The sequence below is a fragment of the Ramlibacter monticola genome, assembly GCF_016722785.1.
GTDB classification, from domain to species: Bacteria; Pseudomonadota; Gammaproteobacteria; order Burkholderiales; family Burkholderiaceae_C; genus Ramlibacter; species Ramlibacter monticola.
This window is the reverse complement of the sequence record NZ_JAEQNE010000001.1, coordinates 734,391-756,811: the sequence shown is the minus strand read 5'-3', so window position 1 is coordinate 756,811 and position 22,421 is coordinate 734,391. Positions and strand designations below refer to the sequence as shown.

General features: G+C 63.5%; 23 protein-coding genes and 3 pseudogenes. 14 read left to right on the top strand and 12 right to left on the bottom strand.

All coding sequences use genetic code 11. From position 1 onward, the window contains the following. Positions 1-22 precede the first annotated feature (22 nt). The gene (locus JJ685_RS03510; RefSeq protein WP_201672769.1) at positions 23-388 is read right to left on the bottom strand and encodes a glutaredoxin domain-containing protein; all 366 of its coding nucleotides are present in this window, start codon (positions 386-388) and stop codon (positions 23-25) included. A gap of 96 nt (positions 389-484) precedes the next feature. After that, positions 485-820 carry a hypothetical protein gene (locus JJ685_RS03505; protein WP_201672768.1) on the bottom strand — a complete coding sequence of 112 codons (336 nt, stop codon included), beginning with the start codon at positions 818-820 and terminating at the stop codon, positions 485-487. A gap of 294 nt (positions 821-1,114) precedes the next feature. Here JJ685_RS03505 and JJ685_RS03500 point away from each other — a divergent pair, with 294 nt between their 5' ends. Next, positions 1,115-1,654 (top strand): hypothetical protein, encoded by a 540-nt coding sequence (locus JJ685_RS03500; protein ID WP_201672767.1) that lies wholly within the window; start codon positions 1,115-1,117, stop codon positions 1,652-1,654. Between the two features lie 111 nt (positions 1,655-1,765). On the opposite strand, the gene JJ685_RS03495 is transcribed toward JJ685_RS03500, so the two are convergent. The 3 genes from JJ685_RS03495 to JJ685_RS03485 all read right to left on the bottom strand — a co-directional run bounded on the left by JJ685_RS03495 (position 1,766) and on the right by JJ685_RS03485 (position 3,232). After that, a complete protein-coding gene (locus JJ685_RS03495) occupies positions 1,766-1,936 on the bottom strand; it encodes a hypothetical protein (RefSeq protein WP_201672766.1) in 171 nt (56 codons plus the stop codon). 44 nt (positions 1,937-1,980) lie between these two features. Beyond that, positions 1,981-2,331, bottom strand: a complete 351-nt coding sequence (locus tag JJ685_RS03490) for an A1S_2505 family phage non-structural protein (RefSeq protein WP_201672765.1) — start codon at positions 2,329-2,331, stop codon at positions 1,981-1,983. Between the two features lie 118 nt (positions 2,332-2,449). Next, the gene (locus tag JJ685_RS03485) at positions 2,450-3,232 is read right to left on the bottom strand and encodes an NUDIX hydrolase (RefSeq protein WP_201672764.1); all 783 of its coding nucleotides are present in this window, start codon (positions 3,230-3,232) and stop codon (positions 2,450-2,452) included. A gap of 70 nt (positions 3,233-3,302) precedes the next feature. On the opposite strand from JJ685_RS03485, the gene JJ685_RS03480 reads away from it, so the two are divergent. The 4 genes and pseudogenes from JJ685_RS03480 (at position 3,303) to JJ685_RS03465 (ending at position 7,202) form a co-directional block, all read left to right on the top strand. Then, positions 3,303-3,467, top strand: a complete 165-nt coding sequence (locus JJ685_RS03480; protein ID WP_201672763.1) for a hypothetical protein — start codon at positions 3,303-3,305, stop codon at positions 3,465-3,467. 153 nt (positions 3,468-3,620) lie between these two features. Further along, positions 3,621-4,138: pseudogene (locus tag JJ685_RS03475) on the top strand (O-acetyl-ADP-ribose deacetylase). Between the two features lie 46 nt (positions 4,139-4,184). Next, positions 4,185-6,284: a TIGR02452 family protein gene (locus JJ685_RS03470; protein WP_201672762.1), complete on the top strand. Its 2,100-nt coding sequence runs from the start codon at positions 4,185-4,187 to the stop codon at positions 6,282-6,284. 399 nt (positions 6,285-6,683) lie between these two features. After that, positions 6,684-7,202, top strand: coding sequence for an NADAR family protein (locus JJ685_RS03465; protein WP_201672761.1), 519 nt, complete (start codon positions 6,684-6,686; stop codon positions 7,200-7,202). Between the two features lie 506 nt (positions 7,203-7,708). On the opposite strand, the gene JJ685_RS03460 is transcribed toward JJ685_RS03465, so the two are convergent. After that, complete coding sequence (locus JJ685_RS03460) at positions 7,709-8,224, bottom strand: ABC transporter permease (RefSeq protein ID WP_269117374.1); 516 nt, start codon at positions 8,222-8,224, stop codon at positions 7,709-7,711. Positions 8,225-8,396: 172 nt separating this feature from the next. On the opposite strand from JJ685_RS03460, the gene JJ685_RS03455 reads away from it, so the two are divergent. From JJ685_RS03455 to JJ685_RS03430, 6 genes and pseudogenes are all read left to right on the top strand, one after another. Further along, positions 8,397-8,669 carry a DUF4242 domain-containing protein gene (locus JJ685_RS03455; protein ID WP_201672759.1) on the top strand — a complete coding sequence of 91 codons (273 nt, stop codon included), beginning with the start codon at positions 8,397-8,399 and terminating at the stop codon, positions 8,667-8,669. Between the two features lie 181 nt (positions 8,670-8,850). Continuing rightward, a complete protein-coding gene (locus JJ685_RS03450) occupies positions 8,851-9,666 on the top strand; it encodes a class I SAM-dependent methyltransferase (RefSeq protein WP_201672758.1) in 816 nt (271 codons plus the stop codon). 11 nt (positions 9,667-9,677) lie between these two features. Further along, entirely contained in the window at positions 9,678-10,244 is a 567-nt protein-coding gene (locus tag JJ685_RS03445) for a DUF3455 domain-containing protein (protein ID WP_201672757.1), read from the top strand. 31 nt (positions 10,245-10,275) lie between these two features. Next, a pseudogene (locus JJ685_RS03440) lies at positions 10,276-11,283 on the top strand (transposase); the annotation flags it as partial. A 209-nt stretch (positions 11,284-11,492) separates the two neighbouring features. Then, positions 11,493-12,035, top strand: coding sequence for a DinB family protein (locus JJ685_RS03435; protein ID WP_201672756.1), 543 nt, complete (start codon positions 11,493-11,495; stop codon positions 12,033-12,035). A 605-nt stretch (positions 12,036-12,640) separates the two neighbouring features. Further along, complete coding sequence (locus JJ685_RS03430; RefSeq protein ID WP_201672755.1) at positions 12,641-13,270, top strand: hypothetical protein; 630 nt, start codon at positions 12,641-12,643, stop codon at positions 13,268-13,270. A 137-nt stretch (positions 13,271-13,407) separates the two neighbouring features. Here the strand turns inward: JJ685_RS03430 and JJ685_RS29610 are convergent. Then, positions 13,408-13,633, bottom strand: a pseudogene (locus tag JJ685_RS29610) (tyrosine-type recombinase/integrase); the annotation flags it as partial. Between the two features lie 65 nt (positions 13,634-13,698). On the opposite strand from JJ685_RS29610, the gene JJ685_RS03425 reads away from it, so the two are divergent. Both JJ685_RS03425 and JJ685_RS03420 read left to right on the top strand, forming a co-directional pair. Further along, entirely contained in the window at positions 13,699-14,259 is a 561-nt protein-coding gene (locus JJ685_RS03425) for a YgjP-like metallopeptidase domain-containing protein (protein WP_201672754.1), read from the top strand. Continuing rightward, complete coding sequence (locus JJ685_RS03420; protein ID WP_330901697.1) at positions 14,256-14,852, top strand: lysophospholipid acyltransferase family protein; 597 nt, start codon at positions 14,256-14,258, stop codon at positions 14,850-14,852. Before JJ685_RS03425 ends, JJ685_RS03420 begins: the two co-directional genes overlap by 4 nt. 467 nt (positions 14,853-15,319) lie before the next feature. Here the strand turns inward: JJ685_RS03420 and JJ685_RS03415 are convergent, their stop codons facing one another. Genes JJ685_RS03415 through JJ685_RS03405 form a run of 3 tightly spaced genes read right to left on the bottom strand, consistent with a single transcriptional unit; the run spans position 15,320 to position 16,984 of the window. Next, complete coding sequence (locus tag JJ685_RS03415; protein WP_330901696.1) at positions 15,320-15,712, bottom strand: antibiotic biosynthesis monooxygenase family protein; 393 nt, start codon at positions 15,710-15,712, stop codon at positions 15,320-15,322. A gap of 19 nt (positions 15,713-15,731) precedes the next feature. Beyond that, entirely contained in the window at positions 15,732-16,349 is a 618-nt protein-coding gene (locus JJ685_RS03410; protein ID WP_201672753.1) for a LysE family translocator, read from the bottom strand. A gap of 14 nt (positions 16,350-16,363) precedes the next feature. After that, the gene (locus JJ685_RS03405; RefSeq protein WP_201672752.1) at positions 16,364-16,984 is read right to left on the bottom strand and encodes an FMN-binding negative transcriptional regulator; all 621 of its coding nucleotides are present in this window, start codon (positions 16,982-16,984) and stop codon (positions 16,364-16,366) included. A gap of 121 nt (positions 16,985-17,105) precedes the next feature. Here JJ685_RS03405 and pdxR point away from each other — a divergent pair, with 121 nt between their 5' ends. Then, entirely contained in the window at positions 17,106-18,548 is a 1,443-nt protein-coding gene (gene pdxR, locus JJ685_RS03400) for a MocR-like pyridoxine biosynthesis transcription factor PdxR (protein WP_236598665.1), read from the top strand. Between the two features lie 306 nt (positions 18,549-18,854). Here pdxR and JJ685_RS03395 read toward each other — a convergent pair whose 3' ends face one another. Both JJ685_RS03395 and JJ685_RS03390 read right to left on the bottom strand, forming a co-directional pair. Further along, the gene (locus JJ685_RS03395) at positions 18,855-19,709 is read right to left on the bottom strand and encodes a hypothetical protein (protein WP_201672750.1); all 855 of its coding nucleotides are present in this window, start codon (positions 19,707-19,709) and stop codon (positions 18,855-18,857) included. A gap of 1,905 nt (positions 19,710-21,614) precedes the next feature. Next, a complete protein-coding gene (locus JJ685_RS03390) occupies positions 21,615-22,181 on the bottom strand; it encodes a hypothetical protein (RefSeq protein ID WP_201672749.1) in 567 nt (188 codons plus the stop codon). Between the last annotated feature and the right edge of the window lie 240 nt (positions 22,182-22,421).

Below are 22,421 nucleotides of genomic sequence, written 5' to 3'. Positions count from 1 at the left end.
CCGCGGTCGAATTCGATTCGGCTCAGCCCAGCATGGCTCTCAATTCGCCGCTGTCGATGAGCGTCTGCAGTTCGCTCGAGCCGCCGACCAGGACGCCCTTGACGAACACCATTGGGAAGGTCGGCCAGCCCGTCCACATCTTCAACGCGCTGCGTGGGCGCCACATTCCAAGGTAGCTGCCGTACTCGAGGTACTTGAACGGCTGCCCGATCGTCTCGAGTGCCTTGCGCGCCTTGGTGGGAAAGGGGTTGTGCTTCATGCCGACCACCACGACGTCGTTGGCAGCGACTGCTGTCTTCACTTCATCGACGATTGCATTGTTCCAGCCCGCGAGCTTGGGGCGGATGGCGCTGTGAATGCGAGACTCATCGAGGATCGGGCGCGGCATGAGGGCTCCTTGCGAACAGACGCCAACCGTAGCACGGCCGCTTCGGGTCGATTGCTGCCGTCGCCGACAAGCCGCGCGGCGAGGACGCAACAGCCGCTACTTGAACTCTTCGCACTTCTTCACGGTCTCTGCCGAGATCCGGAGCTTGCTGTTTATGCAGGCGGACCGCGCCGCCTCGAAGCAAGCGGTCGCGGCTACGTCCTGCTCCTGCCTGGTCTGCCTCCGCAGCCCGGGGATCACGAACGGTCGGAACGTCTTGCCGCACTCGCCGCTGATGCTTGGGTCGCCGTTGCTGCGGGCGAGTTCCGTCACGATATCCCAAGCCCTGTACGCGACCTCGAAGGGGGGTGGGGGTGATGCGGATCGGGCACGCGGGGCGAGCGCCAGGAGAAGGGCGACGGCAGCGGCGGCCCTGTGGCTCGCGGTGTTCATGTGTGTCTTCGTAGGCGGAGTAGAAGGGAGTCTAGGGGTGTATCGCCTCCTGGCATACGGCGGGCAGGGCAGTACCCGGCCAGAACCGGCCGCGCATACAGCCGATCTCTTGCCGCGGTGCCACGCCGCTGCTAGCGTGATGGGTATCATGAGGGCGAATACGTGCGTGCAGGTTTCCCGCCCAAGCATCAAGCGAGGGCGTGTCCTGCGGGATTGCGTCATGATGCGGGAGAGAAAAACGCGATTCCACGCGAACGAGCAACAAGAGCGGTGCCCCGAATCAGTAGTGCGACCATGAGGCAGAAAGAACCGTCCTGGAGCTGCGTCAAAGCCAAGCTGGCGAGCCTTGACCGGCCTGGATTGATCTCCCTGATTCAGGCACTGTACAGCGCCAGCAAGGATAACCAAGCCTTTTTGCACGCCCGGTGCGGTGTCGGTGATGACGTGCTCAAGCCCTACAAGGCCACGATCAACCGCTGGCTCTCGCCGGATGTGTTCAAGAATCAGGACGTCTCCGTCGCGAAGGCGAAGCAGGCCATCTCGGCGTACAAGAAGGCCATTGGCGCGTCCCACGGCTTGGCGGAATTGATGGTCTTCTTCTGCGAGCGGGCAGCCGTATTCAGCGACGAGGTAGGCCTGCAGGACGAAGCGTACTTTGACGCGCTACTGCGAATGTTCGCGCAGGCGCTGCGGGCCATCGCGACGTTGTCCCAGGAGCAGCGCTGCGCGCTGTGGAATCGCCTCGACGCTGTCCGCCAAGTCAGCCAGAACTTCGGCTACGGTGTGGCCGAAGAAATGGACGTCCTGCTGGCTGAGCAGGGACTCGATAGCTAAACGCAATGACATGGCCGCGCTGCGGTCGGCGACTGCCCGGCTGATTCATGTGGGGGGGCCCATGCTTAGGAGTCGCTATCGCTTGGACCGGTCCGAATCAGTCAATGCAGATCAGATCGTCGCGGTGCCGATGCCGGCGGCCGAGATGCATTCGAGGATCGTGCGGCTGACGAATTCAGGGCCGTTGCCGGAGCGCAGGAACAGCGGCGTGCCGCGCGTGCTGTCCAACGTCAGGCTTGCCAGCAGGCGCTGGACGATCGTGCGCAACGCCGCATCCGACATCCGACACCTCGGTCGGGCTATCGAGCTGCTAGTTGGGTAGTCCTTCATTGTGTCCTCCAGCCCTCGGGCAGGTTGCAGTTGGTAGGTGCGTCCTTGAACATCGGCGCGATCTGGTGGTCCGTGTATCCGGCCAGTCCGCACCCTATGCGCGTGACGTTGAAGGTCAGCTGCGGGTGCTCCTGGGCGAACGCGAGGAACTCGTTCACGTAGCGCTGGATGGCAGGCAGTGGCAGGGTTTGGATCTGTTGGTCCTTGGTGGGAATGCCGTAGCTGCGCCCCTGCAGGCCGATGCCCTGCCCGTAGATGGCGCCGTGGAACTTGGCTGCGTGCAGCGCAGCGCCCTTGCCATGCCGGCCTGCAAGGTTGCTGCCGAAGACGAAGATCTCGTTGTTCATGGCTTCAGCCCTCAGTACTCGTTCAGGATCATGGCCAGTGCCCTGGCCTGGTTCGCTCGCGACGTGGTGGCCGTCACACTGTGGACGGTGCGACTCGAGCACGGTCCTGCCCAGGTTCTCACTCCTGGTGCCGCGGGCTGAAGGTCCGCGGAAACACCACCGGCACCGCGCGATCACGCACGCGGTAGCCCATCGCCGGGCGGTTCGACTCGCCCTCGACGTACCCGGCTTCATCTAGGAAATCGGCCGCCAGCATCCGTGTGCGGAACCCGCTCTTGTCGATGGAGCGCCCGAGCACGACTTCGTACGTCCGCTGCAACTGCGGCAGCGTGAAGGGTTCCTCGACCAGGTACGCCGGCAGCGATGTGTATTCCACCTTGCTTCGCAGGCGCTCGACCGCCGCTCGCAAAATCGCCTCGTGATCGAAGGCCAGCCTGTGACGCTTCAGCACCTGGTCGACCTGGGACCAACCAACGTCCGCGGCATTCGCCCCCTTGGCCAGCGCCAGTCCCTGCGAGGGAATCAAGGCGAAGTAGACGTGGGTCGCGGACCAGCCGCGGGGGTCACGGTTGGCGCTTCCCCAACTCCCCAACTGTTCGAGGTAGGGGCTGACCACGGCGGTCTTCTCGAAGAGCTTGCGACGGGCGCAGGCGGCTAGGTCTTCGTCGCGGCCGATGTCAACGTAACCACCAGGCAGGGCCCAGGCCTTGGGAAACGGTTCATCGCGGTTGTCTGGCCGTTGCACCAGGAGGACGCTCAGATTGTTGTCCAGCACCGTGAAGATCACCACGTCGACGGTCGTGAACGGCAGTGGAAATGAAGGAACTACTGCCGCCAACGGGGCTTGACGTCGACCCGCAGCAGTTGCCGAGCGAACTCCAGTGGTGATCTCACGCTTCATTAGGTGTATAGTACAACCATGCAAGTTGTTCTGTGCAACTTGATACCGCTTCCAACGAGGACCCCCCGACATGTTCGGAGCGATCGCCGGAGACATCATCGGCTCGGTCTACGAGCACAACAGCGTCAAGGCCAAGGGGTTTCGCTTGCTTGGCGCGCACTCCACGCCAACAGACGAGGCGGGCAATGCGCCCCATTGGCACATCGGTCTTGACTGGCACCGCGTTCCAGCTTGACATGCAGCCGCAGGAGCAGCCAGCTTCTTCGGCGCGACGGGCGGGCGGCGGCCGACTACATCGCCAACAGGTCGAATCGACACGGACGTTCTTTCGGCGGCCGTTCGCCCGCCTACTGTCCGCTGGCCATCTTCGCGTTAAACCGCTTGCAACATGACGACGATTCTTCGAGCAATCCGAGGCGATATCACGACGTTGGCAGTCGATGCCATCGTCAACGCCGCGAACTCATCGCTCCTTGGGGGCGGCGGCGTGGACGGAGCAATTCATCGCGCTGCGGGCCCCGACCTCGTCCATGAGTGTCGGCTCCTCGGCGGCTGCAGGATCGGGCAAGCCAAACTCACAAACGGCTATCGGTTGCCCGCGAAATTCATCATTCATGCCGTTGGCCCCGTGTGGCGCGGTGGTGAGAACGGGGAGGCCGAACTCCTGGCATCGTGCTATCGCCGGTCCTTGGAGATTGCTGGGTCTCATCGAATCGCTTCCATTGCGTTTCCGAGCATCAGCACGGGTGCCTACAGATACCCAGTGGAGGCGGCTGCGAAGATTGCAATTGCCACGCTGCGGAATTCGCTTGGGGATTTCCGTCCATCGACGAAGTAGTCTTCTGTTGCTTCTCGGAAAGCGATCTTGCCGTCTATGAAAGGGAGCTCAGTGGAAACGCGGTCTAACTTGTCGTACATGGAATCCCCGCAAATCCAAGAAGGAGACAGCACGATGAATCCGATCAATATGCGGCTCGATCTGCAGTGGAAGGTGCGTCACCTCGTAGACGGCGGCGTGATCAAGCTGCGCTGGCACGCGCGGCTGGACGAAGCGCCGTCTTCGTTCGCGGCCGGGATCGACCTTGCCGACAAGATCGAGGGCATGATGCTCGGTCTGGCGATAGGAGATGCACTGGGCAACACGAGCGAGTCGCTGAACCCGTCAAGGCGACGAGCGCTGTATGGGTGGATCCGCACGTATCAGCCGAACCGATACGCCGATCAGCGCCCCGTCGGTGTTCCGTCGGACGACTCCCAACTCGCGTACTGGACGCTGGAGCACTTGCTCCAGTGCGGTGGCCTTGACCCTACGAAACTGGGAGACCTGTTGGCTTCGCGCCGGCACGAAATCTTCGGTGGCGGAGCGACGACTCGCAACGCGTTGCGGCAGTTTGAACGCGACCGCGATTGGACGGTGTCCGGGTGGAGCCGTGCCAGCAATGGTGCCTTGATGCGGATTGCGCCGGTCCTGCTTCCGCATCTGCACCGACCTTCCGCTGCGCTGTGGACTGACACACTTGCCGCCGCCCACCTGACCCACGACGACGAATTGTCCAACAGCAGTTGCATCGCGATGGTGGATATGTTGTGGCGATTGATCGGCTTGACCGTCGCGCCGGACCGCGACTGGTGGCTAATGCACTGGATCGACACTTACGCTGATGTCGCGTCGACCGCACGCTATGCAGCGCGTACCGGCTACCCCCCTGAGTTCGAGGGTTCGATCAACGAACTGCTAACGACTTACGTCCAGCCGGCTCTTGCGAAAGACTTGGGGGTCGAGGAGGCGGGGGACATCTGGCATTCAGGGGCCTATCTGCTGGAGACGGTGCCGAGCGTCGTCTATATCCTTGCTCGCCATGGCCATGAACCCCGCGTCGCCATCGAGCAGGCGGTCAACGGCACGCGCGACAATGACACCGTCGCAGCGATCGTCGGCGCCGCCGTCGGCGCCTTGCACGGCGCCCGCGCCTTTCCCGACGAATGGGTCGAGGGGCTGCTCGGCCGAACGGGCAGCAACGACGACGGCCAGGCCTTCGGCTTGCTGGCTGCGGCGGGGCAGACTTTCGGCTACGGGGTCAGCGACCGAGTGCGCAGGCGTGCGTTGCAAGTCATGCCGGCAAAGGGGATGCCTGGCCGTTGGAATTCCACCTGCACCAATGAAATCATGACCACCTTGCATGTCGTACCTTGCCTCGATTCCGAGCAGATGGCCGTCGCTCGACGACAGGAGTTGGACGTCTCCAGAAATGTTGCCGCTGTACTTGGTCGATCTGCGGTGACCGCTGCCAATGCAGGTTTCTACGTTACCAAGGCCGGGCAAACTGTTGTTTGGCGTGACGCTGTACATGCTGCCTGTGCCGCCAAGCTGAGCATTCGCCCCGGCGCTGTGCTGCCAAGCAACGAGCAAGTCTCGTTCACGGAAACGAGAGTCCAAGTCACCAATGAAACAACGCTTGGGGCGTCACGACGCCTTGTTGACTATGGATTGCGTCCTCTTGCCCTGAATTTCGCCAACGGCGTCCACCCTGGCGGGGGCTTTCTAAGCGGGGCCAGGGCGCAGGAGGAGGTGCTGTGTCGATCCAGCGCACTCAATCAGACACTCTTTGGTGATCCGATGTATGAGGAGCACCGCAAGCGACCACTACCGGATTCGACCGATTGGGCGATCTATTCACCTGATGTGCCCGTCTTTCGCATGGATGACGGCACGGAGCTTCCCCATCCATGGCTCCTGAGCTTCATTACATGTGCCGCGCCTGTTGCGCCCATCATTGGTCAACCGCGAGCGGGAGACCTCTTGCAGAAGCGGATCCATCGCGTGCTCGCTATCGCGCGGGCGTACGGGCATACCACGCTAGTGCTCGGCGCATGGGGCTGTGGTGCTTTCGCGAATGATCCACACCGCACGGCGATGGATTTTCGGCATGCTTTGGAAAACGACTATCGAGGAGCGTTCTCCGACATCATCTTTGCCATCACAGATTGGTCGCCCGAGAGGAAATTTCTTGGGCCTTTCCGTGATGTCTTTGCTGCACATGTCAAGGCATAAGGCGGTCCGCGGGGAGAACCTGACCGAACAAGGGTTTGCAGCCGACCGCTTACAGCTTCCGCTCCTGCGTCGCTTCCGCTCCAAGCGGCCCTGTGGGGCCCTACCCCATGCAGGGCGAACACGGTTTTGGCGAGATCGATTCCCGAGGTGACAGTGCGCATGGAGTTTCCCTTTCGAGCGCGTTGATGAGACTTCGACAATCCCATCGTGGCGATGACACCTACCGTCGATATGTCGGACTATTGAAGTGCAGCAACCAGTCGCCAAGGCCAGGACTTCCTCGACGAGACGAAGGCGATGGGGGGTGCAGCTGACGACCACGAAGGATCTGCTGCCGGAACTGATCTCCGACGGCCGCCGCTGATCCAGCTGGTTCCCAGAAAGGAAACGGACTTCGACATGAAGATCAAGAACAACATGGTGCTGTTCTGGGGCCGCCAGGATCCCTTCTCGAACTGGCATCCCAGCAAGTTCACCTTCGACGGCGTGACTTTCAACTGCTCCGAGCAGTACATGATGTACCGCAAGGCCGTGCTGTTCGGCGATACCAAGATCGCGAGCGAGATTCTGGGCTGTCGCGATCCCAGGGAACAAAAGGCACTGGGCCGCAAGGTCGGAGGCTACGACGACGCGGTCTGGAAGGCTCAGGCCCGCGACATCATGGTTCCCGGCCTGGTGGCGAAGTTCGAACAGAACCCAGCCCTGGATGACGTCCTGGTGGGCACGGAATCCCTGCTGATCGTGGAAGCCTCCCCCACGGATCCGCTCTGGGGCGTCGGGCTGTCCGCCGAGGATCCCCGAATCCTCGACCAGTCCCAGTGGCTCGGTTCCAACTGGCTCGGCGACGTGCTGATGCGGGCACGCGCCATCCGCGTTAGGGCCCGAGCCGCCAACCCCTCTCAACAAGATCTCGCCTAATGACGTGGCCTTGGAGACGCCATGTGCCTGCCGTTCATCGCACCGAGTGCCGATGGGCCTGCACCAGCGCTGGTTTCCCTCCGTCGATCCTCTGCATCCAGCTGAAGCTTGGTGCGTTGGCCACCGACTGCAACACGGGTAGCGTAGACGGGCCAATGTGAATGCAGCAGGCAGCGATCAATGCGCGCTGGCCCGGACGTCGGCTTCAGGTGGCTCTCCCTCCTGGGGCACGCGACTTCTCCTCTTGGCCCGGGCGAGTGGATGGCAGTACCCGGCCACAACCAGCCGTTCGCGACCGGCTGGTCCCTCCTGAGGTCAGGCTGGTACCACAGGTAGTGAACATGGCAGGCAGTCCAACCCTGCGCGGACCAGTTCGATGCGCCCTGGGGAGCGCGAATACTTCGAGCGAGAAGCCCTGCTCGCCAACGCTGCATTTGAAGCAATCCTACGATCGAGCAGAATTACAGTCCTCGATGCCGGCACGCCTGTGCCCTTCAACCTTCCCATCAACGGCACTCACGCGGATCAAGCGCGTCGCGAAGGCCGTCTCCTATGAGATTGACCGCAAGCACCGTGAGGGCGATCGCGGCGCCGGGCGCCATCGCCCAGTGCGGGGCGATGTCGAGGTAGTCGCGCGCCTTGTACAGCAGCCGACCCCAGGAGGGGACGTCCGACGGGAACCCGAGGCCGAGGAAGGACAGCGTGGATTCCGCGATGATGGCGGCCGCAACGTCAATGGTGCCTGCGACGATGACGGGCCCCATGGAGTTCGGCAGCAGGTGGCGTACGACCTTGCGCGGCACACTTGCACCCAAGGCGCGCGCCTGCACGAGCTCCTTCTCGCGCAGGCTGAGGACCTGCGCGCGCACGAGGCGGGCGACCGGCGTCCACCGCAACCCGCCGATCACGATCACGATGAGCAGGAAGATCCCCAACTCCAGTCCGAACGCCTTCTTCAGTGGGTCGCGGAAGAAGAAGACGAGCACCAGCAGCAGCGGCAACTGCGGCAAGCAGAGGAACAGGTCCGTGAGCTCCGATACGCGCGCGATACAAAGCCGCGCACAGATTGCACATGTCGGATACCACCGTGCATCAAGCTACGGCCGGCGGCATGGACCGCCCCCGATGGTCGCTGGACCCCGCAGTGCGACCCGGAGCGCGATTCCTGCTGCGGGCCTCCTGGAGAGCATTTCCATGAAACGGTACCTGATCGAACGCGACATCGCCGGTGTCGGCAAGTTGAACCCCGGCCAACTGAAGGACGCGGCCGCCACCTCCAATGCGGCCCTTGCCAGCCTTGCCGGCACGGTGCAGTGGGTCCAATCCTTCGTCGCCGACGACAAGACTTTCTGCATCTATCTGGCCGAAGATGAAGCGTCCGTCCACGAGCACGCCAGGGTCAGCGGGTTCCCCGCATCGCGCGTCACCGAACTGCGCGGCGTGATCGATCCGATGACGGCTGCCTGACCCGAAGTCAGGGGGTGTTGCGCGTGTGCGCGGCACCCGCCTCGAATGCCTGGCCGGAACTCCGCGCAAGCCGCGGATCTCTCGGGCGAGATCTCTCGAAACCCGCTATGCGATGCCCTGGCTCACATCGCCTTCCATTCCCCGCGCCCACGGTGGCGAGCGCCATCCCCTGGAGAACGTCATGACCGCACCGACCGATTTCGCCGCCATCAAAACCCGCCAGAAGGCCGCCTGGGCTTCGGGTGACTATGCCGTCATAGGCACCACATTGCAGATCGTCGGCGAGACGCTCTGCGAGGCGGCCGACCTGCGGGCCGGCGAGCGCGTGCTCGACGTGGCGGCGGGCAACGGCAACGCCACGCTCGCGGCGGCGCGGCGCTGGTGCCAGGTCACCTCCACCGACTACGTGCCGGCCCTGCTGGAGCGTGGTCGCGAGCGCGCCGGCGCCGAGCGCCTGCACGCGATCGATTTCCGCGAAGCCGACGCCGAGGCGCTGCCCTTCGACCACGGCAGCTTCGACGCCGTGCTGTCCACCTTCGGTTGCATGTTCGCGCCGAACCCGCCACGCGTGGCCAGCGAGCTGCTGCGCGTCTGCCGGCCGGGCGGCCGAATCGCCCTGGCGAACTGGACTCCCGAGGGCTTCATCGGCCAGGTTTTCCAGACCATCGGCAAGCGCGTGCCGCCCCCTGCGGGCGTGACCTCGCCCGTGCAGTGGGGATCGCGCGGCTTCATCGCGGAGCTGTTCGAGACGGCGGCGTCCACCATCGTGATGGAGAGACGCCATTTCCACTTCCGCTACCGCTCGGCCGACCACATGCTGGAGGTCTTCCGCGGCTACTACGGCCCCATGCTCAAGGCCTTCGCCGCGCTCGACACGCAGGGCCAGCACGCGCTGGCGGCGGACCTGGTCGCGCTGATGGAGCGCTTCGATACGGCCCGCGATGGCACGCTGGTCATCCCCAGCGCCTATCTCGAGATCGTCATCACCCGCAAGTGAAGGAGCACGTCATGACGAATTCACAAGCGCTCACCGTGGCCTGCATCGTAGCCGCCTGTTCTGCGCAGGTGCGCGCCGAGAACGGCGCGCTGCCCGCGATCAGCGTGGCGCGCGCACCGGCCGCTGCGGCTGTGCCGCAGGCGCTCGCACCGCGTGGTTCGCACACGCTGCTGGAGAGCGTCGCCGCGCGCGGGGTGCAGGTCTACGAATGCCGCCCCGATGCCGGCGCGCCCGGTGGAGCGCGCTGGGTGTTCGTCGCGCCTCAGGCCGATCTGTTCGACGCCGGGGGAGCGCAGGTCGGCACGCATTACGGCGGGCCAACCTGGGAAGCGGCGGACGGCAGCCGCATCGTGGGCGCCGTGGAAGCGCGTGCCGACGCACCGCAGGCCGATGCGATCCCGTGGCTGCTGCTGTCGGCGAAGTCTGTGGGTCCGGACGGACGGTTCGCGAAGGTCACCAGCGTGCAGCGGGTGAATACGAGTGGGGGCGTCGCTCCGGTGCGCCCCTGTGCCGCGGGTGAGGTCGGCGACACGGAACGCGTGACGTACACCGCAGACTACGTGCTCTATGCACCGTAGCGCGGAGGAAGACATGCAGCAACCCTGGCACTACGGCTACCTGAATCGCATTCAGTCCAGCCGGCGGCTCGAGCGGGAGTGCCAGCGCAATTTGGAGTTGATGTGGCTGACGGGCCGCCTGGCGCCGGACTTCAAGACGATTGCTGACTTTCGATGAGAGAGTGCGGCTGGCATCCGGAACGCATGCCGCCGTTTCGTCGTGCTGTGCCGGGACCTCAAGCTGTTCTCCGAGGCGGCCGTTGCCATCGACAGCAGCAAGTTCAAGGCGGTCAACAGCCGCGATCGCAACTTCACGCCTGGGAAGGTCGAGAGGCGAAGGGCACCGGCATCTTCGGCTACAACGTACAGGCGGCCGTCGATGCCGAGCATCATCTGATCGTCGAGCATGAGGTCACGATGTTGGCAACGACCGCGCTCAGTTGTCCAAGATGGCACTTGCCGCCGGCGAAGCCATTGGCAAGAGGAGACTGCGCGCCTACGCGGACCGCGGCTACTACAGCGCGCCCGAGATCAAGGCGTGCGCCGATGCCGGCATTTCTGCGTACGTGCCCAAGCCGCTGACGTCCGGTGCCAAGTCGGACGGGCGCTTTGGCAAGGGCGACTTCATCTCCGACCCAAAGCGCGATGTATATGTGTGCCCCGCACATCAGATCGCACCTTATCGCTTTACCTACGAGCAGAACGACGGACAGCAAATCCGTCGATATTGGAGCAGCGCCTGCCCGCGCTGCCCGATGAAGGATCAATGCTCCCCCGCTCCGTTTCGACGCATCTCACGGTGGGAGCACGAAGCGGTACTCGACGATATGCAGCGAAGGCGCGATCGGCAACTGGATGCAATGACGGGCGAAGGCGCACCATAGAGCATGTGTTCGGAACGCTGAAGCACTGGATGGGAGCCGTCCATTTCCTGACCAAGGGCCTCCGCAACGTGAACACCGAGATGAGCCTGCACGTGCTCGCATACAACCTCAAGCGAGTGATCGCGATTCTCGGTATATCCAGAACGATGAATGCGATGAAGCTGATGGGGGCTTGAGGCCTCACTTATGCCCTCTGACGCGGCCGACGGAGCCTCCAGAGCGATGAAATGCGCATATGAGGCGCAGCAAACAGCTGGATGAACTCTCCGGACCACGTTCGTCACGAAATCCATCCCTGCGAAGAGGCCGACCGAGATTTCACACGGCCTCGGCCATGAGCAGCTGCCGGTCCAGGCTGATGCTCGTGCACGGAGCAGAATGGCGCATGGACAACAGTGCCGACACGCTACTGGCCAACTACCGGTTCCTGGCCAGGTACAACTGCTGGTTCAATGATCGCCTGTACGACGCGTGCGGACAGCTTTCAGACGGCGAGCGCCGTCGCGATCGCGGTGCTTTCTTCCGGTCGATTCATGGATCGTTGAACCACATCCTCTGGGCCGACCGCCTGTGGTTGAAGCGCTTCGCGTCACAAGGCATGGAATTCCCTGTGCTGGCGGGCGAACTGCTGCAGCTGCCTGACGGCGCGGTCCATGAGACCGTGATCCACGAAGACTGGGTGCAACTGCGGGCGGCACGTACCGGACTCGACCTCGCCGTCCAGGAATGGGTAGGCGAAATGCCGTCCGAGTTCCTCCTGCGCACGATGAGATATTCGAACACGAAGGGGGTGCAGCGGGAGCATCCCGCCTGGCAGGCGATGACGCACTTCTTCAACCACCAGACGCACCATCGCGGGCAGGTTACCACGCTCTTGTCGCAATCCGGCATCGACGTTGGGGTGACCGACATCATCGCGCTCGCCTGAACAGGCAACCGCGGTCGTGTCGATGCTCTTCGAGTGTCCTCTCTGAGGGCCGATGGGAGCGATGACCACCGTCTGCTGGCACGCTCAAGCGGGGGTGAAGGCAGGGATCGGCTAGAAGGTGCCCGTCGGATTGGGGCATCGAACGACCGTTTCAGACTGATTGCTGCCGCACAAGTTTCGCTCGTTGAACGGCTGTAGCAGCCGAAACCTGCCATTGGTCTTCCGCTCGGTCGGGGACCGCTGTACCTCGGGACCAGCCGGACGCGGACGATGGGCAGGCGACTACCTGGGCGCACTGTGATTCGCAATTGATTTCACGCGATGACTGCACGCGGTTCAGATCCCGCGCATGATTCCGGCTTGTCAGGACACTCCATGGACGAGAACGAATACCGGGATGAAAGATCGCCTCAGCCGTGACGAGGCCGAGACTCGCAAAGCGCAGCAGGTCTGGGCCGGCACAGGCCATCGCTCCCTGGGGGGCATCCCCCGCACGGACGCGTCATGTCCTCCGATGCAAAGCTCGCGACTCGTGCCCCTGCGCGTCAATCGATCGGATTGCCTTCAGCGGAAAATCGGCGTGGAATCTGGTCAGGAGCGAGAAAATGAGCAACGGCTGGCGCAGGAGTGACCTACTTTTCGCGGCTTTCGGGCTCGCGGGCTTGGAGCTGGTGCAGGCGGGCGAAGCCCCCTCATCAAATGCGATCAAGGTCGACGACAGCACATTCCACTGCATCCGCCAGATGACGCCGGTGCGGCACTTCTACGTGGACAACCTGCGCGGCAACATCGCCGCCACCCTCGCGGCCGCCAATGATCCCAAGGGAGCGGTCTATCCCGAGGGCTCGGTCGTCCAGCTCGTGCCAACGGAGGCGATGGTCAAGCGGGAAAAGGGATTCAGCCCCGCCACCGGGGACTGGGAATTCTTCGAGCTCGATGTCTCGAAGGATGGCTCCAAAATTCGCGAGCGGGGCTTCGCTGAGGTCAACAACCGATTCGGGAATAACTGTTTCGCCTGCCACGCTCCTGCACACGAGCCGTGGGACTTTGTATGTGAAACCGGGCACGGCTGTGCGCCCTTGCCAATCAACCATACGATGACGGGCGCCCTGCAACGCTCGGATCCGCGCTGCGGCCCTGAAGCCTTGCAGCCGGGCGACACCCTGGCCCTCTGGAAGCTGAAGGCGATGCTCCTGATCCGCGCTGCATCCAACTGGTTCAGGAGCTTCGTATGAGCGCCGCGAGCGCGGGCGTCTTGCTGGAGGTGCACCCGCTTCCCCGGCTTGGGTGGTGAAATCGGCTCTTTACGAATCGGAACGCTCGCTCGAACCTGACCGCCAGCGCCAGCCTCCGGCATCACCCGCGTGCGGCGGTATCGGACGATCGACTCCAGCTTGGAGTGGCCGAGCAGCAGCTGCACCGCGAGCAAGTTCTTGGTCCGGCGATAGATCAAGGTCGCCTTGGTCCTGCGCATCGAGTGCGCACCGTACTCGGCGGGATCAAGCCCAAGCTCTTTGACCTATCCCCCGATGGATTCGAGCGTACTGGCGCGTCCCCAACTGGGGCGAGTCATGGACCCGGCTGGGGAGCAGGAAGTTGAGGTCGATGCGACCGGGGTGGAGCTCGGCCCCTGGGACTGATCTGCGATGATCGATCAGCCACGATGCCCATCCCACCTGCACTGATCGAGCCTGAGGCTCCTGCGCTGCCCTTGAATTTGAAGTACCTAGCAGGCTACTCGTCCGAGTTGCTGGACCAGGTCCGCGAGCTGATCGCGAAGGGCCGCCTGGCCGAAAGCCTGGCGCGCCGCTACACCGAGCGCCACGATGTGTGCAGCGACGGCGCGCTGTACGACTACGTCGCGGAGTTGAAAGGCCGCTACATGCGAAACGCCGGCCAGCTTGCGAAGGTCACCTACGACAGGCGGCTGCATCTCGTGCAGCAGGCACTGGGTACGCACACGACGGTTTCACGAGTGCAGGGCGGCAATCTCAAGGCGAAACGCGAGATCCGCATCGCCAGCTTGTTCCGGCAGGCGCCCGCCGCGTTCCTGCGGATGATCGTCGTCCACGAGCTCGCGCACTTGAGGGAGCGCGAGCACGCCAAGCCCTTCTACGCGCTGTGCACTCACATGGAGCCGGACTATCACCAGCTCGAGTTCGACGTCCGGTTGTGGCTGACCCTGCTCGATCTTGCACCATCCTCCGACGTGGGGGCGGCGTGACGGGCCGCCTGGTGGCCGCCTTCTCGCGTCTGGTCTTGCGCCTGGCCGGCTGGCAGGTGGTAGGCGGCGCCCCGCAGGCACAGCGGTATGTGCTGATCGCGGCGCCCCATACGACCAACTGGGACTTCCCGCTGATGATGCTGTTCGCTGCGGCCCTGGGCATCCGGCCGGCCTGGCTGGGCAAGCACACCCTGTTCAAGCCGCCTTTCGGATGGCTGGTCCGGCTGGTGGGCGGCATCCCGGTGGATCGGCGCTTGCCCGGCCAGCTGGTGGAGCAGCTGTCCGCGCGTTTCGAGGAGCAACCGCGCCTGGTGCTGGTGATGCCGCCCGAAGGCTCGCGCGGGCGCCGCGCGCACTGGAAGAGCGGCTTCTACCATGTGGCGCGCAGCGCCGGCGTGCCCATCGCCATGGGCTGGCTCGACTACAGCCGCAAGCAGGGCGGCATCGGCCCGCTGCTCACGCCCAGCGGCGACCTGGGCGCCGACATGGACAAGCTGCGCGCCTTCTACGCCGACAAGCAGGGCCTGCACCCGGAGCGCCAGGGACCCGTGCGGCTGGCGGGCGAGGACGACGCCGCGCCGCCGCGTGAGTAAGAAAACGAGCCGGTCCGCGGCGTCACGCGCCAACAGCGACTGCGGCGGCACGGCGAACAGGACGTCGCCGGCGGCACGGTACGAACGGCTGCGCGCAGCGTTTCCGTGTCGACACCGAGGTTGATGCTGGCGGCTAGTGAATCCGCCAGCATCCTATGCAGTGCGCCGGGTCCACGGATCGAACCTATGATGTCCGGCTCTGACCGACAACCGCCTGACACCAACCGACGACGAACGGAAGGTCAAGACTGGGGGCGGTCGGTCAGGGTTGACCGCCTGAATGACCGCGGTCGCCGATACCTGACATTGGCCGACTTGCACGCCGAGGGACCGCGTTTGGATTTGACACGTTGGCGGAGATGCGGTGGCCGCCCTGCCAGGAGCAAGCGCAGGAAGTACCAAGCGCTACGCGCATGGAAGGGCAAAAAGCCCACGTCGGATTTGCCGTGGTAAAGCCATTCTGCCCCCTATCCGACGACTCTGTTCCCCTCGTCATTCGGCGGCTCATACCTGTCGTGGGTCTCTGGGGTTCGACGCTCGCCGCGGATCGGGAGCAGATGCTCCAATCGCCCATCGCTATAGGCTTGGATGACCTGGGAGATGACGACTTGGTAGCCAGCCAGCCAGTTTCCTTGCGCTGCCTTCGCGTCGCGGTGCCGTGGATGCTCGACCAACTGCTGGAGTGCTTCGAGCGAGTCCCAGTAGTAGACGTTGCAGATCAGGCCGCTTTTCGGGTTCTCCCAAGCTTCTTCACCCAGGTAACCCGGAATGGCCTTGGCGGCAGCCGCGATCTCCTGGTCGAGACGGTGAAAGGTCTCGTCAAATTGCTTGACGGCGAAGATGAAGGTCGACGAATACACGAAGATCCAAGCAGGCTGATCAAGCGGGACGACGCACCAGCGCCAAGTACGCACCGAGCGCCAGCATAGTCGCCCCTGACACCCGATTGAGAACTCGCGCTCGCGCTGCCCGGGCGGCGCCGCTCGCAAGCATGCGGTGGGCCGCAAGGACCGCGAAAACATCGACCAGCGTGTTCAACGCAACGCAGATGCTCCCCAGGACGACCAGTTTCGCCACAAGGAGGGGCCCCGCCGAAACGAACTGGGGCAGAAACGCCAGGAAGAACAGCGCGGTCTTGACGTTGAGCGCTTCCACGACGATGCCTTCCAACAGCGCGCGTCGCGCGCCTTGGGACTGCAGACGCTCGATTATCTGGGTATCAGCCTTGCGAAGCAGCAGCCGCACGCCGAGCCAGACCAAGTATGCGGCGCCGACGTATTTCACCATGGCGAAGGCGACCGCAGACTGCGCGACGATGATCGACAGTCCAAGCGCCGCGGCGATCACGTGCACGAACCCTCCCGCCGCCGTTCCGAAGCAGGAGGCGAGACCTTCGACGCGGCCTCCCGCCACAGTGCGTGCCACCACATAGGCGAGTCCAGGGCCGGGGGTGACGGCAAGCAAGATGGCAGCGGCGAAGAAAGCAAGCAGCGACATGAGTGGGTACTCGTTTAGGCGTCGCGCATGGCAGCAGCGAGGTCGGCGTGCCCGCGTTCATTCAGCGCGTCCACAGCCCCCTGCAGGTCCCGTGCTTCGCGGTTCTGCCCGAGCTTCCGTTTGCCTTCCAGGCGCGCGATCTCCACTTCGAGACCGACGATCAACTTGAGGTTTGCATCCAGGTAGTCTGCCGGCGCGTCGCCCATCTTCCAGGGCGTGGGTTGCGCGGCTTCGTGCCGCCGCGTCAGACGCGCCACCAAGCCACGCACGAACTTCTCGTCGTCGATGATTCGCAAGCGTCCGTGAGCGTGCACAACCTCGTAGTTCCAGGTGGGCACGTGCCGATGGGTTTCCTGCTTGCTGGGGTACCAGTTCGGAGAGATGTAGCCTTGCGGTCCGCGAAAGATCACGAGGACCTGGGCTCCGTCAGGGACTTCCGTCCACAGGCTGTTGGCGCGGGCGATGTGGGCCCGCAGCGTGCCGTGGCTGCCGCGCGCCGCATCAAGTTCGAAGGGGATGTGGTTCGCATCCATCCCCTTGTCCGTGAGAGTCACGATCATGCCGAGGGGATGGTCGCGCATGATCCTATGAAGTTCCTCGGTTCGCTGCTCCGCGAATGCTGTCGGTTGGTACATGGGGCGTCAGTATGGCCGGCACGTGGCATGATGGAAACGTCCAGTTGTCTACTTTTTTACTGTGCCAGTTTCAACCAACGCCGCAGTCGGCGGCCGCCGCCCCATCGGTCGGGGCCGAGCCTTGTACGAGGAGATCAAGGCTCGGATCCTGGACGGCACCTACGCGGGCGGCGCCTCGCTGGCTTCAACGCGCGCTGTTGCCACGGAGCGTGGGCTCTCGCGAACCACCGTCTCCACGGTCTACGACCAACTGGCGGCAGAAGGCTTCCTCGAATCCAGGCGCGGCGCCGCAAGCCGAGTGGCTGCGGGAATCAGGCCGAGCCGTCGCACGGGCAAGCCGCCCCCCGCGCAAGACGCCAGCGCCGTTCGCTTCGGGGCAGGCAGTCGGCTATCGGCCTATGGCAAGCGCATCGCCGATCTGGGACTTGGCCAGGCGCAACCTGCCAGCGGTGAAGGAGTCGACTTCATGTATGGCCCACTGGCCGGCGCGGACTTCCCGACGCTCGCCTGGATGCGGGCTTCGCGCAAGGTGGAGCGCGAGCGGCCGCCAAGGCTGGAGTACGCGGACCCACGGGGCGATCTGGCCTTGCGCCGCGCCCTTCAGTCTTACTTGGCGCGCGCACGAGGGATCTCGTGCGACCTGGATCAGCTGCTGATCGTCAGTGGATCGCAACAAGCGCTGGACCTTTGCGCCCGGGTGCTGGTCGATCCTGGGGACAGGGTGGTCGTCGAAGATCCCGGCTACCGCATGGCCCACCACGTGTTCCGTGCCTATGGCGCGCGTCTGCATGGCATTGCGGTTGACTCCCAGGGCTTGCGGACGGACGACCTGGCTCGCGTGCGGACGGCCGTGATGGCGTGCGTGACCCCGACGCACCAGTTTCCGCTGGGCGCTTTCCTGAGCATGCCGAGGCGACGATCGTTGCTGCAGTGGGCAGCGCAGACCGGAGCGTGGATTTTGGAGGACGATTACGACAGCGAATACCGCTACGCCGTGCAACCCGAGGCGACACTGCAATCGATGGACGAAACGGGTTGCGTGATCTACATCGGAACCTTCTCCAAGACCTTGTCGCCAGAGCTGAGACTCGGCTATATGGTTATTCCGTCCCCAGCCATCGAACTTTTCACAGCAACGAAGCGGCTGACCGATCGCCACAGCTCCACGCACGCTCAGCGCACTCTCGCTCTTCTCCTTCACGAGGGGACGTACGACTGGCATGTGCGACGCATCCGGCGCCTCCAGGACGCGCGCCGAACTGCATTGCTGCGCGCACTGCACTTGCATCTTTCCGACCAGGTCACAGTTGTAGGTGCTTCGAGCGGACTTCACCTGGTGGCATGGGCCAAAACCGTTCCCGCTTCGCGGGAGGAGGAGCTGGTGGCGGCCGCATGGCGTGAAGGCGTGCACGTGTATCCGGTGAGCCCGCTTTACCTACCCCAGCGCGATGGAACCGCCGCAAGTCGCCCGGCCGGCCTCATCCTGGGATACGCGCTCCTGAGCCCCGAGCAGATCGACCGAGGCGTGAAGCGCCTCGCAGCGGCCATCCTGGGGCTCCGTTGAACCGGCGCGATGCGACGATGGGCCATGTCACCTTCCCCGATGTCTGCTTCTGCCTGAAACCGGTCGTGCTCCGGACAGGTGCCTGGCAAATAAACACTATCAGCGCTCGATCTCCAGGACGCTGTCGCTGCTTTGGTCAGGCACGCAGCACGAGCCTTCCCCCTGCGCTCGCACTTACTCGTCTGGAAGCTCGCGCGCTCGTTCCCCGCTATCGACGTCGAGACTAATTTCGGTAAGCGCTCGCGGATTCCCTCGAAAGACTACTTGCCCTCCCTCACCTGGGGTCTGCTTTCGACGGCCGCACCGTCAAATCGATTTGCTCTTGCCTAGATTCTGCATCGACCCTTCCAGGAAGGAGAAGAAGATATCCGCCGCGTAGCCGATCAGAAACGCGACCGCAAGCGGCGAGAGCGAAAGTGCTTGGTCGATCGAGAAGTTATTGAAGAGACCGACGATTCCACCCCCGATGGCAGCGATGATGAACCGCGCGGGCGTGGCGTAGGACGGAGCGAACGTGCGCGTCTCGACTTGCTTGCTGAAAGCGCGAAGGACGGCTGCGCAAGCCCCAAGGAGGGCGTAGAGCACGGGAAGTATGCAAGTGCTGATCGCTCCCCAGATGACCATGGTCTGATTCTGGACGTTGGACGCATAGAGGCGCACCTTTTGGTACACCATGGTCAATCTGTCCACTTCGGCTCGCACCTCCGAAGAAGAGTTGGCGTTCAGGTTCGACCTGATTTCCATCTGGCGCCATGGGTTCGCGCTAACCTCTTCAGATCCCTTGGTGGCGAGGGGCGGTGTTGTTGATGCCTCTGAATGTTCCGATCCGCCGTCACGCGCCCGGTCGATCTTCGAGTCCTGATCGGTTACCTCTCGGCGCCCGTTCGTCATTGGATTCCAAACCGAATTTGCGACCAACCTGTTCAACTGATTGGCACGACTATATGTGGCGCGCATTGCCACCGCGAACTGCTGCAACTGAGTCACACTAGTGGGGGGCGGAACTTGCGTCGGGCTTAGTGCCGGTATATCGACCTTAAGATGCAATTCCACAGCGAGATCATTTGCGATCTTTATTTGGGCGGCAATCGTGTTAGAGATACTGGTGTAGATGAACGATGCCAGTGACAGCGGAACGATGATGGCTGCGAGCCGGATCACGATTGTCCGGTAGCCGCGTTTGCGTCGTCAGCATCGTCGCGACAGGCGCGTAGTGTCTCGGCCGTCACGGGATGGAGTTTCGCGCTGAGCTTGGCATGGCAGTCACCAGCTCCCCGGCCTGCGGACTCTCCCAGACTGCGTGACCGCGTAGCGTGCCATCAATGATGCGCGCGGCGACGTCTGGATCCACCTCCTCGCCCACCTCGACGGCGTAGTGAAGGAGGTACTTCCCATCTTCCAGGATCTGGTCGAGTTGGCCTCGCTCAGGTCGAGGTTCAGGCGGGTTGCGGCCGCGAAACAGCCTGGTGGACCATCCATCCAACCCCAATAGCGTCATGTCATCACTCCGGTTGAAAATGGCCGCTGCGTATAACGTCTCGCTAGGAGTTGTCGCACAGGTTGAAGGGGAACTACGCTGCTGATCGTTAGCTCGGTTTCCTAATCGCTCGCCGTGCCTAATGGCTCGCGTCTAACTACGGTGGCGAGCCAACTCTGTCGGGACGATGCCGCTCTCAAGAAGCGGAAGTTCCAGCGATTTCGTAAGTTCTTTGAGCATGAAAGACTTCGCTATGCGGCGTAGTCGAATTCGTTCCTACTTGCCGCCGCTATGGGAATTGAATGCCGGGCGACGACCTGTCCCGGCTGGATCAGAAAAACTTGTGGACGGTTTGCGCGCGATGTTCGATCGGGCGCGAGGTGCATCGGAAGATGCGGCATGGTCGCCCTTTCCTCAGCCCGTATTCTGTGAATTGCCGCGGCCCTGACTTCCTCCAAATGAGGGAGAACGCGGAGACACCGTCGAACTGCCGGCTTCCTTCGAATCACCCAACATCTATGCTCCGCAGCTCCGGACCGAAGCCGGCTGCAGAGAAGCGCTTGCCAGGTGCGCGCCCCAGCTCCAATTGTGCTCGCCAAATGCGGGACGCGGCGCTGCGGGAGATGCGGTGAGCAGAGGTCCCCTGGTTCTTGGGTCCTTGCTTCTGAGCCTGTAGCCACCGTGCGCCCTTACCGGATTACGCCGAAAACGAAGTGGCCTGACTACGCCGAACGCTGACAGCTCCACGAGCCGACGCCAGGTTGGAGGCGCGGGCAGCCACGCCGACGAATGACCGCGATCTGTCCGGAGACGTGAGTTCGGGTTTCGGCGGCGACGGACAGCAAGCGCTGCAAAGCGGTCGCTCGGGCCAGCGGGGTGGATGGCCGCATTGGGGCGAAGGCAGTAGTGACGGCGAAAGTCCGCCCCAAAATGACACGGGCGCTGCCCACAAAGAGTGGAAGCGCCCGCGGGTCTGGTCGAGACCTGGCTACATCACGTAGGGAAGGTCCCTCTCGGACCAAGAGAATGAAGACATATCACCTCCTTTCGTAGCTGCCAATGGACCTCCATCGTACCTGAAGACAAAGGTGGCCGTGCCTCGTGAGCGTGATCGCGGGCTGAGCGCGCGGACGGATGTCCGCCGGACGCTGGGGGCAGAAGGGTCGTAACGCGAGGGCCGGGTTCGGCCAGGTGCAGACAATCCATAGCCGACGCGAAACGGCACCAAGCACCCCCTGCGGCAGCACAGGTCGGCCTCGCGAGGCCGGCTGTGACCGCGCGTTCCGCAGACGGGGCGGCCTACGCCTTCATCACATCATCGCCACAAGAAGTCCAGAATCGCTTACAACGTGGCGGCAGAAAGGCGCCGCTCGCCTGTCGTTGGACACCATCTCTCGGCGCCTGCCGGCACGGCACTCCCCGCCTTCCCCAGGACCGATGCCGCTGCGGGACTTCGTTCTCCGCAGCGAGTGCGCCTTGCTTTTCGGACCCCTCCAGCAAAACAGCGAATGCGCCGCGCAGCCCTATTGGTAGGCGGTCGCCGGCCGTCCTGCACGAATGAGATCCTCCTGCCTGGGGTGACGCGTAAATCATGTGTGCCAGTGTGATCCTTTCCGCAAGACCTTGATTTCCACCTTCCCGCAGGCCGTCCGATGCGTTCGATCGCCGGGAGTGACTTTGACGCTTCGGACGACAGCGATCGTGGTGCTCCAAAGATTTTCTGGTGCCGAAGATAGCGGCACCTTTCCGCTGAACGCGCCGTCCTTGTCGGTTTGCCACACGCTCGAGACCTCACGGAAGGCGCGTTCGGCTTCCCGCAAGGCGCGTTCGGGTGGGGATCGCAGCTTCTCGTGCGGATCCGCGGCTTGCTCTTCGCTGGTGCACCAGGGTCGATCGCTCATCTCGAGTACGTACGCCGCGCCGGGTTCGAGACCGTGCACTTGGATCTGGGCGGCACTGTCACGCTTGTTGTCCTTGTACCTGATCACGACTTCACCGCTCGCGCCGCTGCCACGGCTCGTCGGCAGAAGTTGCACACGTTTCTCCGAGACGCTGGAGATGGAGGTGGCCTCCAGGAGCGAGAAGAACACGTCGGCGCAACCCGCCAGGGGAAGGTGAAGCGCAAGCAGCGCGAGGGCGCGTAGGGCAAAAAGCATCTGGATTCCTTTCGGTATCTTGGGTGCTTCTTGAATTTAGCGGAACCCAACAGGCACGTATTTGATCGGAATTGATCGGAACGACACATTGCGAGTCGTGCGCTCAGCCCGAGGCAGTTCGGGGACCGTCGCGGCTGCTCCCGGCCCACATCCAGCCGTCATCGAGCGGAACTTGGCGACTCGCCGGAAGGCCCGGTGCGCGTGGCGCGCAGTGTCCGCGATACCGTGATAGTCTGGCAC

Coding starts and splice junctions, on each gene's coding strand:
- JJ685_RS03430 (WP_201672755.1), top strand. CDS start 12,641: ATGAGCAACGGCTGGCGCAGGAGTGACCTACTTTTCGCGGCTTTCGGG.
- JJ685_RS03510 (WP_201672769.1), bottom strand. CDS start 388: ATGCCGCGCCCGATCCTCGATGAGTCTCGCATTCACAGCGCCATCCGC.
- JJ685_RS03405 (WP_201672752.1), bottom strand. CDS start 16,984: ATGTACCAACCGACAGCATTCGCGGAGCAGCGAACCGAGGAACTTCAT.
- JJ685_RS03410 (WP_201672753.1), bottom strand. CDS start 16,349: ATGTCGCTGCTTGCTTTCTTCGCCGCTGCCATCTTGCTTGCCGTCACC.
- JJ685_RS03500 (WP_201672767.1), top strand. CDS start 1,115: ATGAGGCAGAAAGAACCGTCCTGGAGCTGCGTCAAAGCCAAGCTGGCG.
- JJ685_RS03455 (WP_201672759.1), top strand. CDS start 8,397: ATGAAACGGTACCTGATCGAACGCGACATCGCCGGTGTCGGCAAGTTG.
- JJ685_RS03470 (WP_201672762.1), top strand. CDS start 4,185: ATGAATCCGATCAATATGCGGCTCGATCTGCAGTGGAAGGTGCGTCAC.
- JJ685_RS03445 (WP_201672757.1), top strand. CDS start 9,678: ATGACGAATTCACAAGCGCTCACCGTGGCCTGCATCGTAGCCGCCTGT.
- JJ685_RS03485 (WP_201672764.1), bottom strand. CDS start 3,232: ATGAAGCGTGAGATCACCACTGGAGTTCGCTCGGCAACTGCTGCGGGT.
- JJ685_RS03505 (WP_201672768.1), bottom strand. CDS start 820: ATGAACACCGCGAGCCACAGGGCCGCCGCTGCCGTCGCCCTTCTCCTG.
- JJ685_RS03435 (WP_201672756.1), top strand. CDS start 11,493: ATGGACAACAGTGCCGACACGCTACTGGCCAACTACCGGTTCCTGGCC.
- JJ685_RS03425 (WP_201672754.1), top strand. CDS start 13,699: ATGCCCATCCCACCTGCACTGATCGAGCCTGAGGCTCCTGCGCTGCCC.
- JJ685_RS03450 (WP_201672758.1), top strand. CDS start 8,851: ATGACCGCACCGACCGATTTCGCCGCCATCAAAACCCGCCAGAAGGCC.
- JJ685_RS03480 (WP_201672763.1), top strand. CDS start 3,303: ATGTTCGGAGCGATCGCCGGAGACATCATCGGCTCGGTCTACGAGCAC.
- JJ685_RS03390 (WP_201672749.1), bottom strand. CDS start 22,181: ATGCTTTTTGCCCTACGCGCCCTCGCGCTGCTTGCGCTTCACCTTCCC.
- JJ685_RS03490 (WP_201672765.1), bottom strand. CDS start 2,331: ATGAACAACGAGATCTTCGTCTTCGGCAGCAACCTTGCAGGCCGGCAT.
- JJ685_RS03465 (WP_201672761.1), top strand. CDS start 6,684: ATGAAGATCAAGAACAACATGGTGCTGTTCTGGGGCCGCCAGGATCCC.
- JJ685_RS03495 (WP_201672766.1), bottom strand. CDS start 1,936: ATGTCGGATGCGGCGTTGCGCACGATCGTCCAGCGCCTGCTGGCAAGC.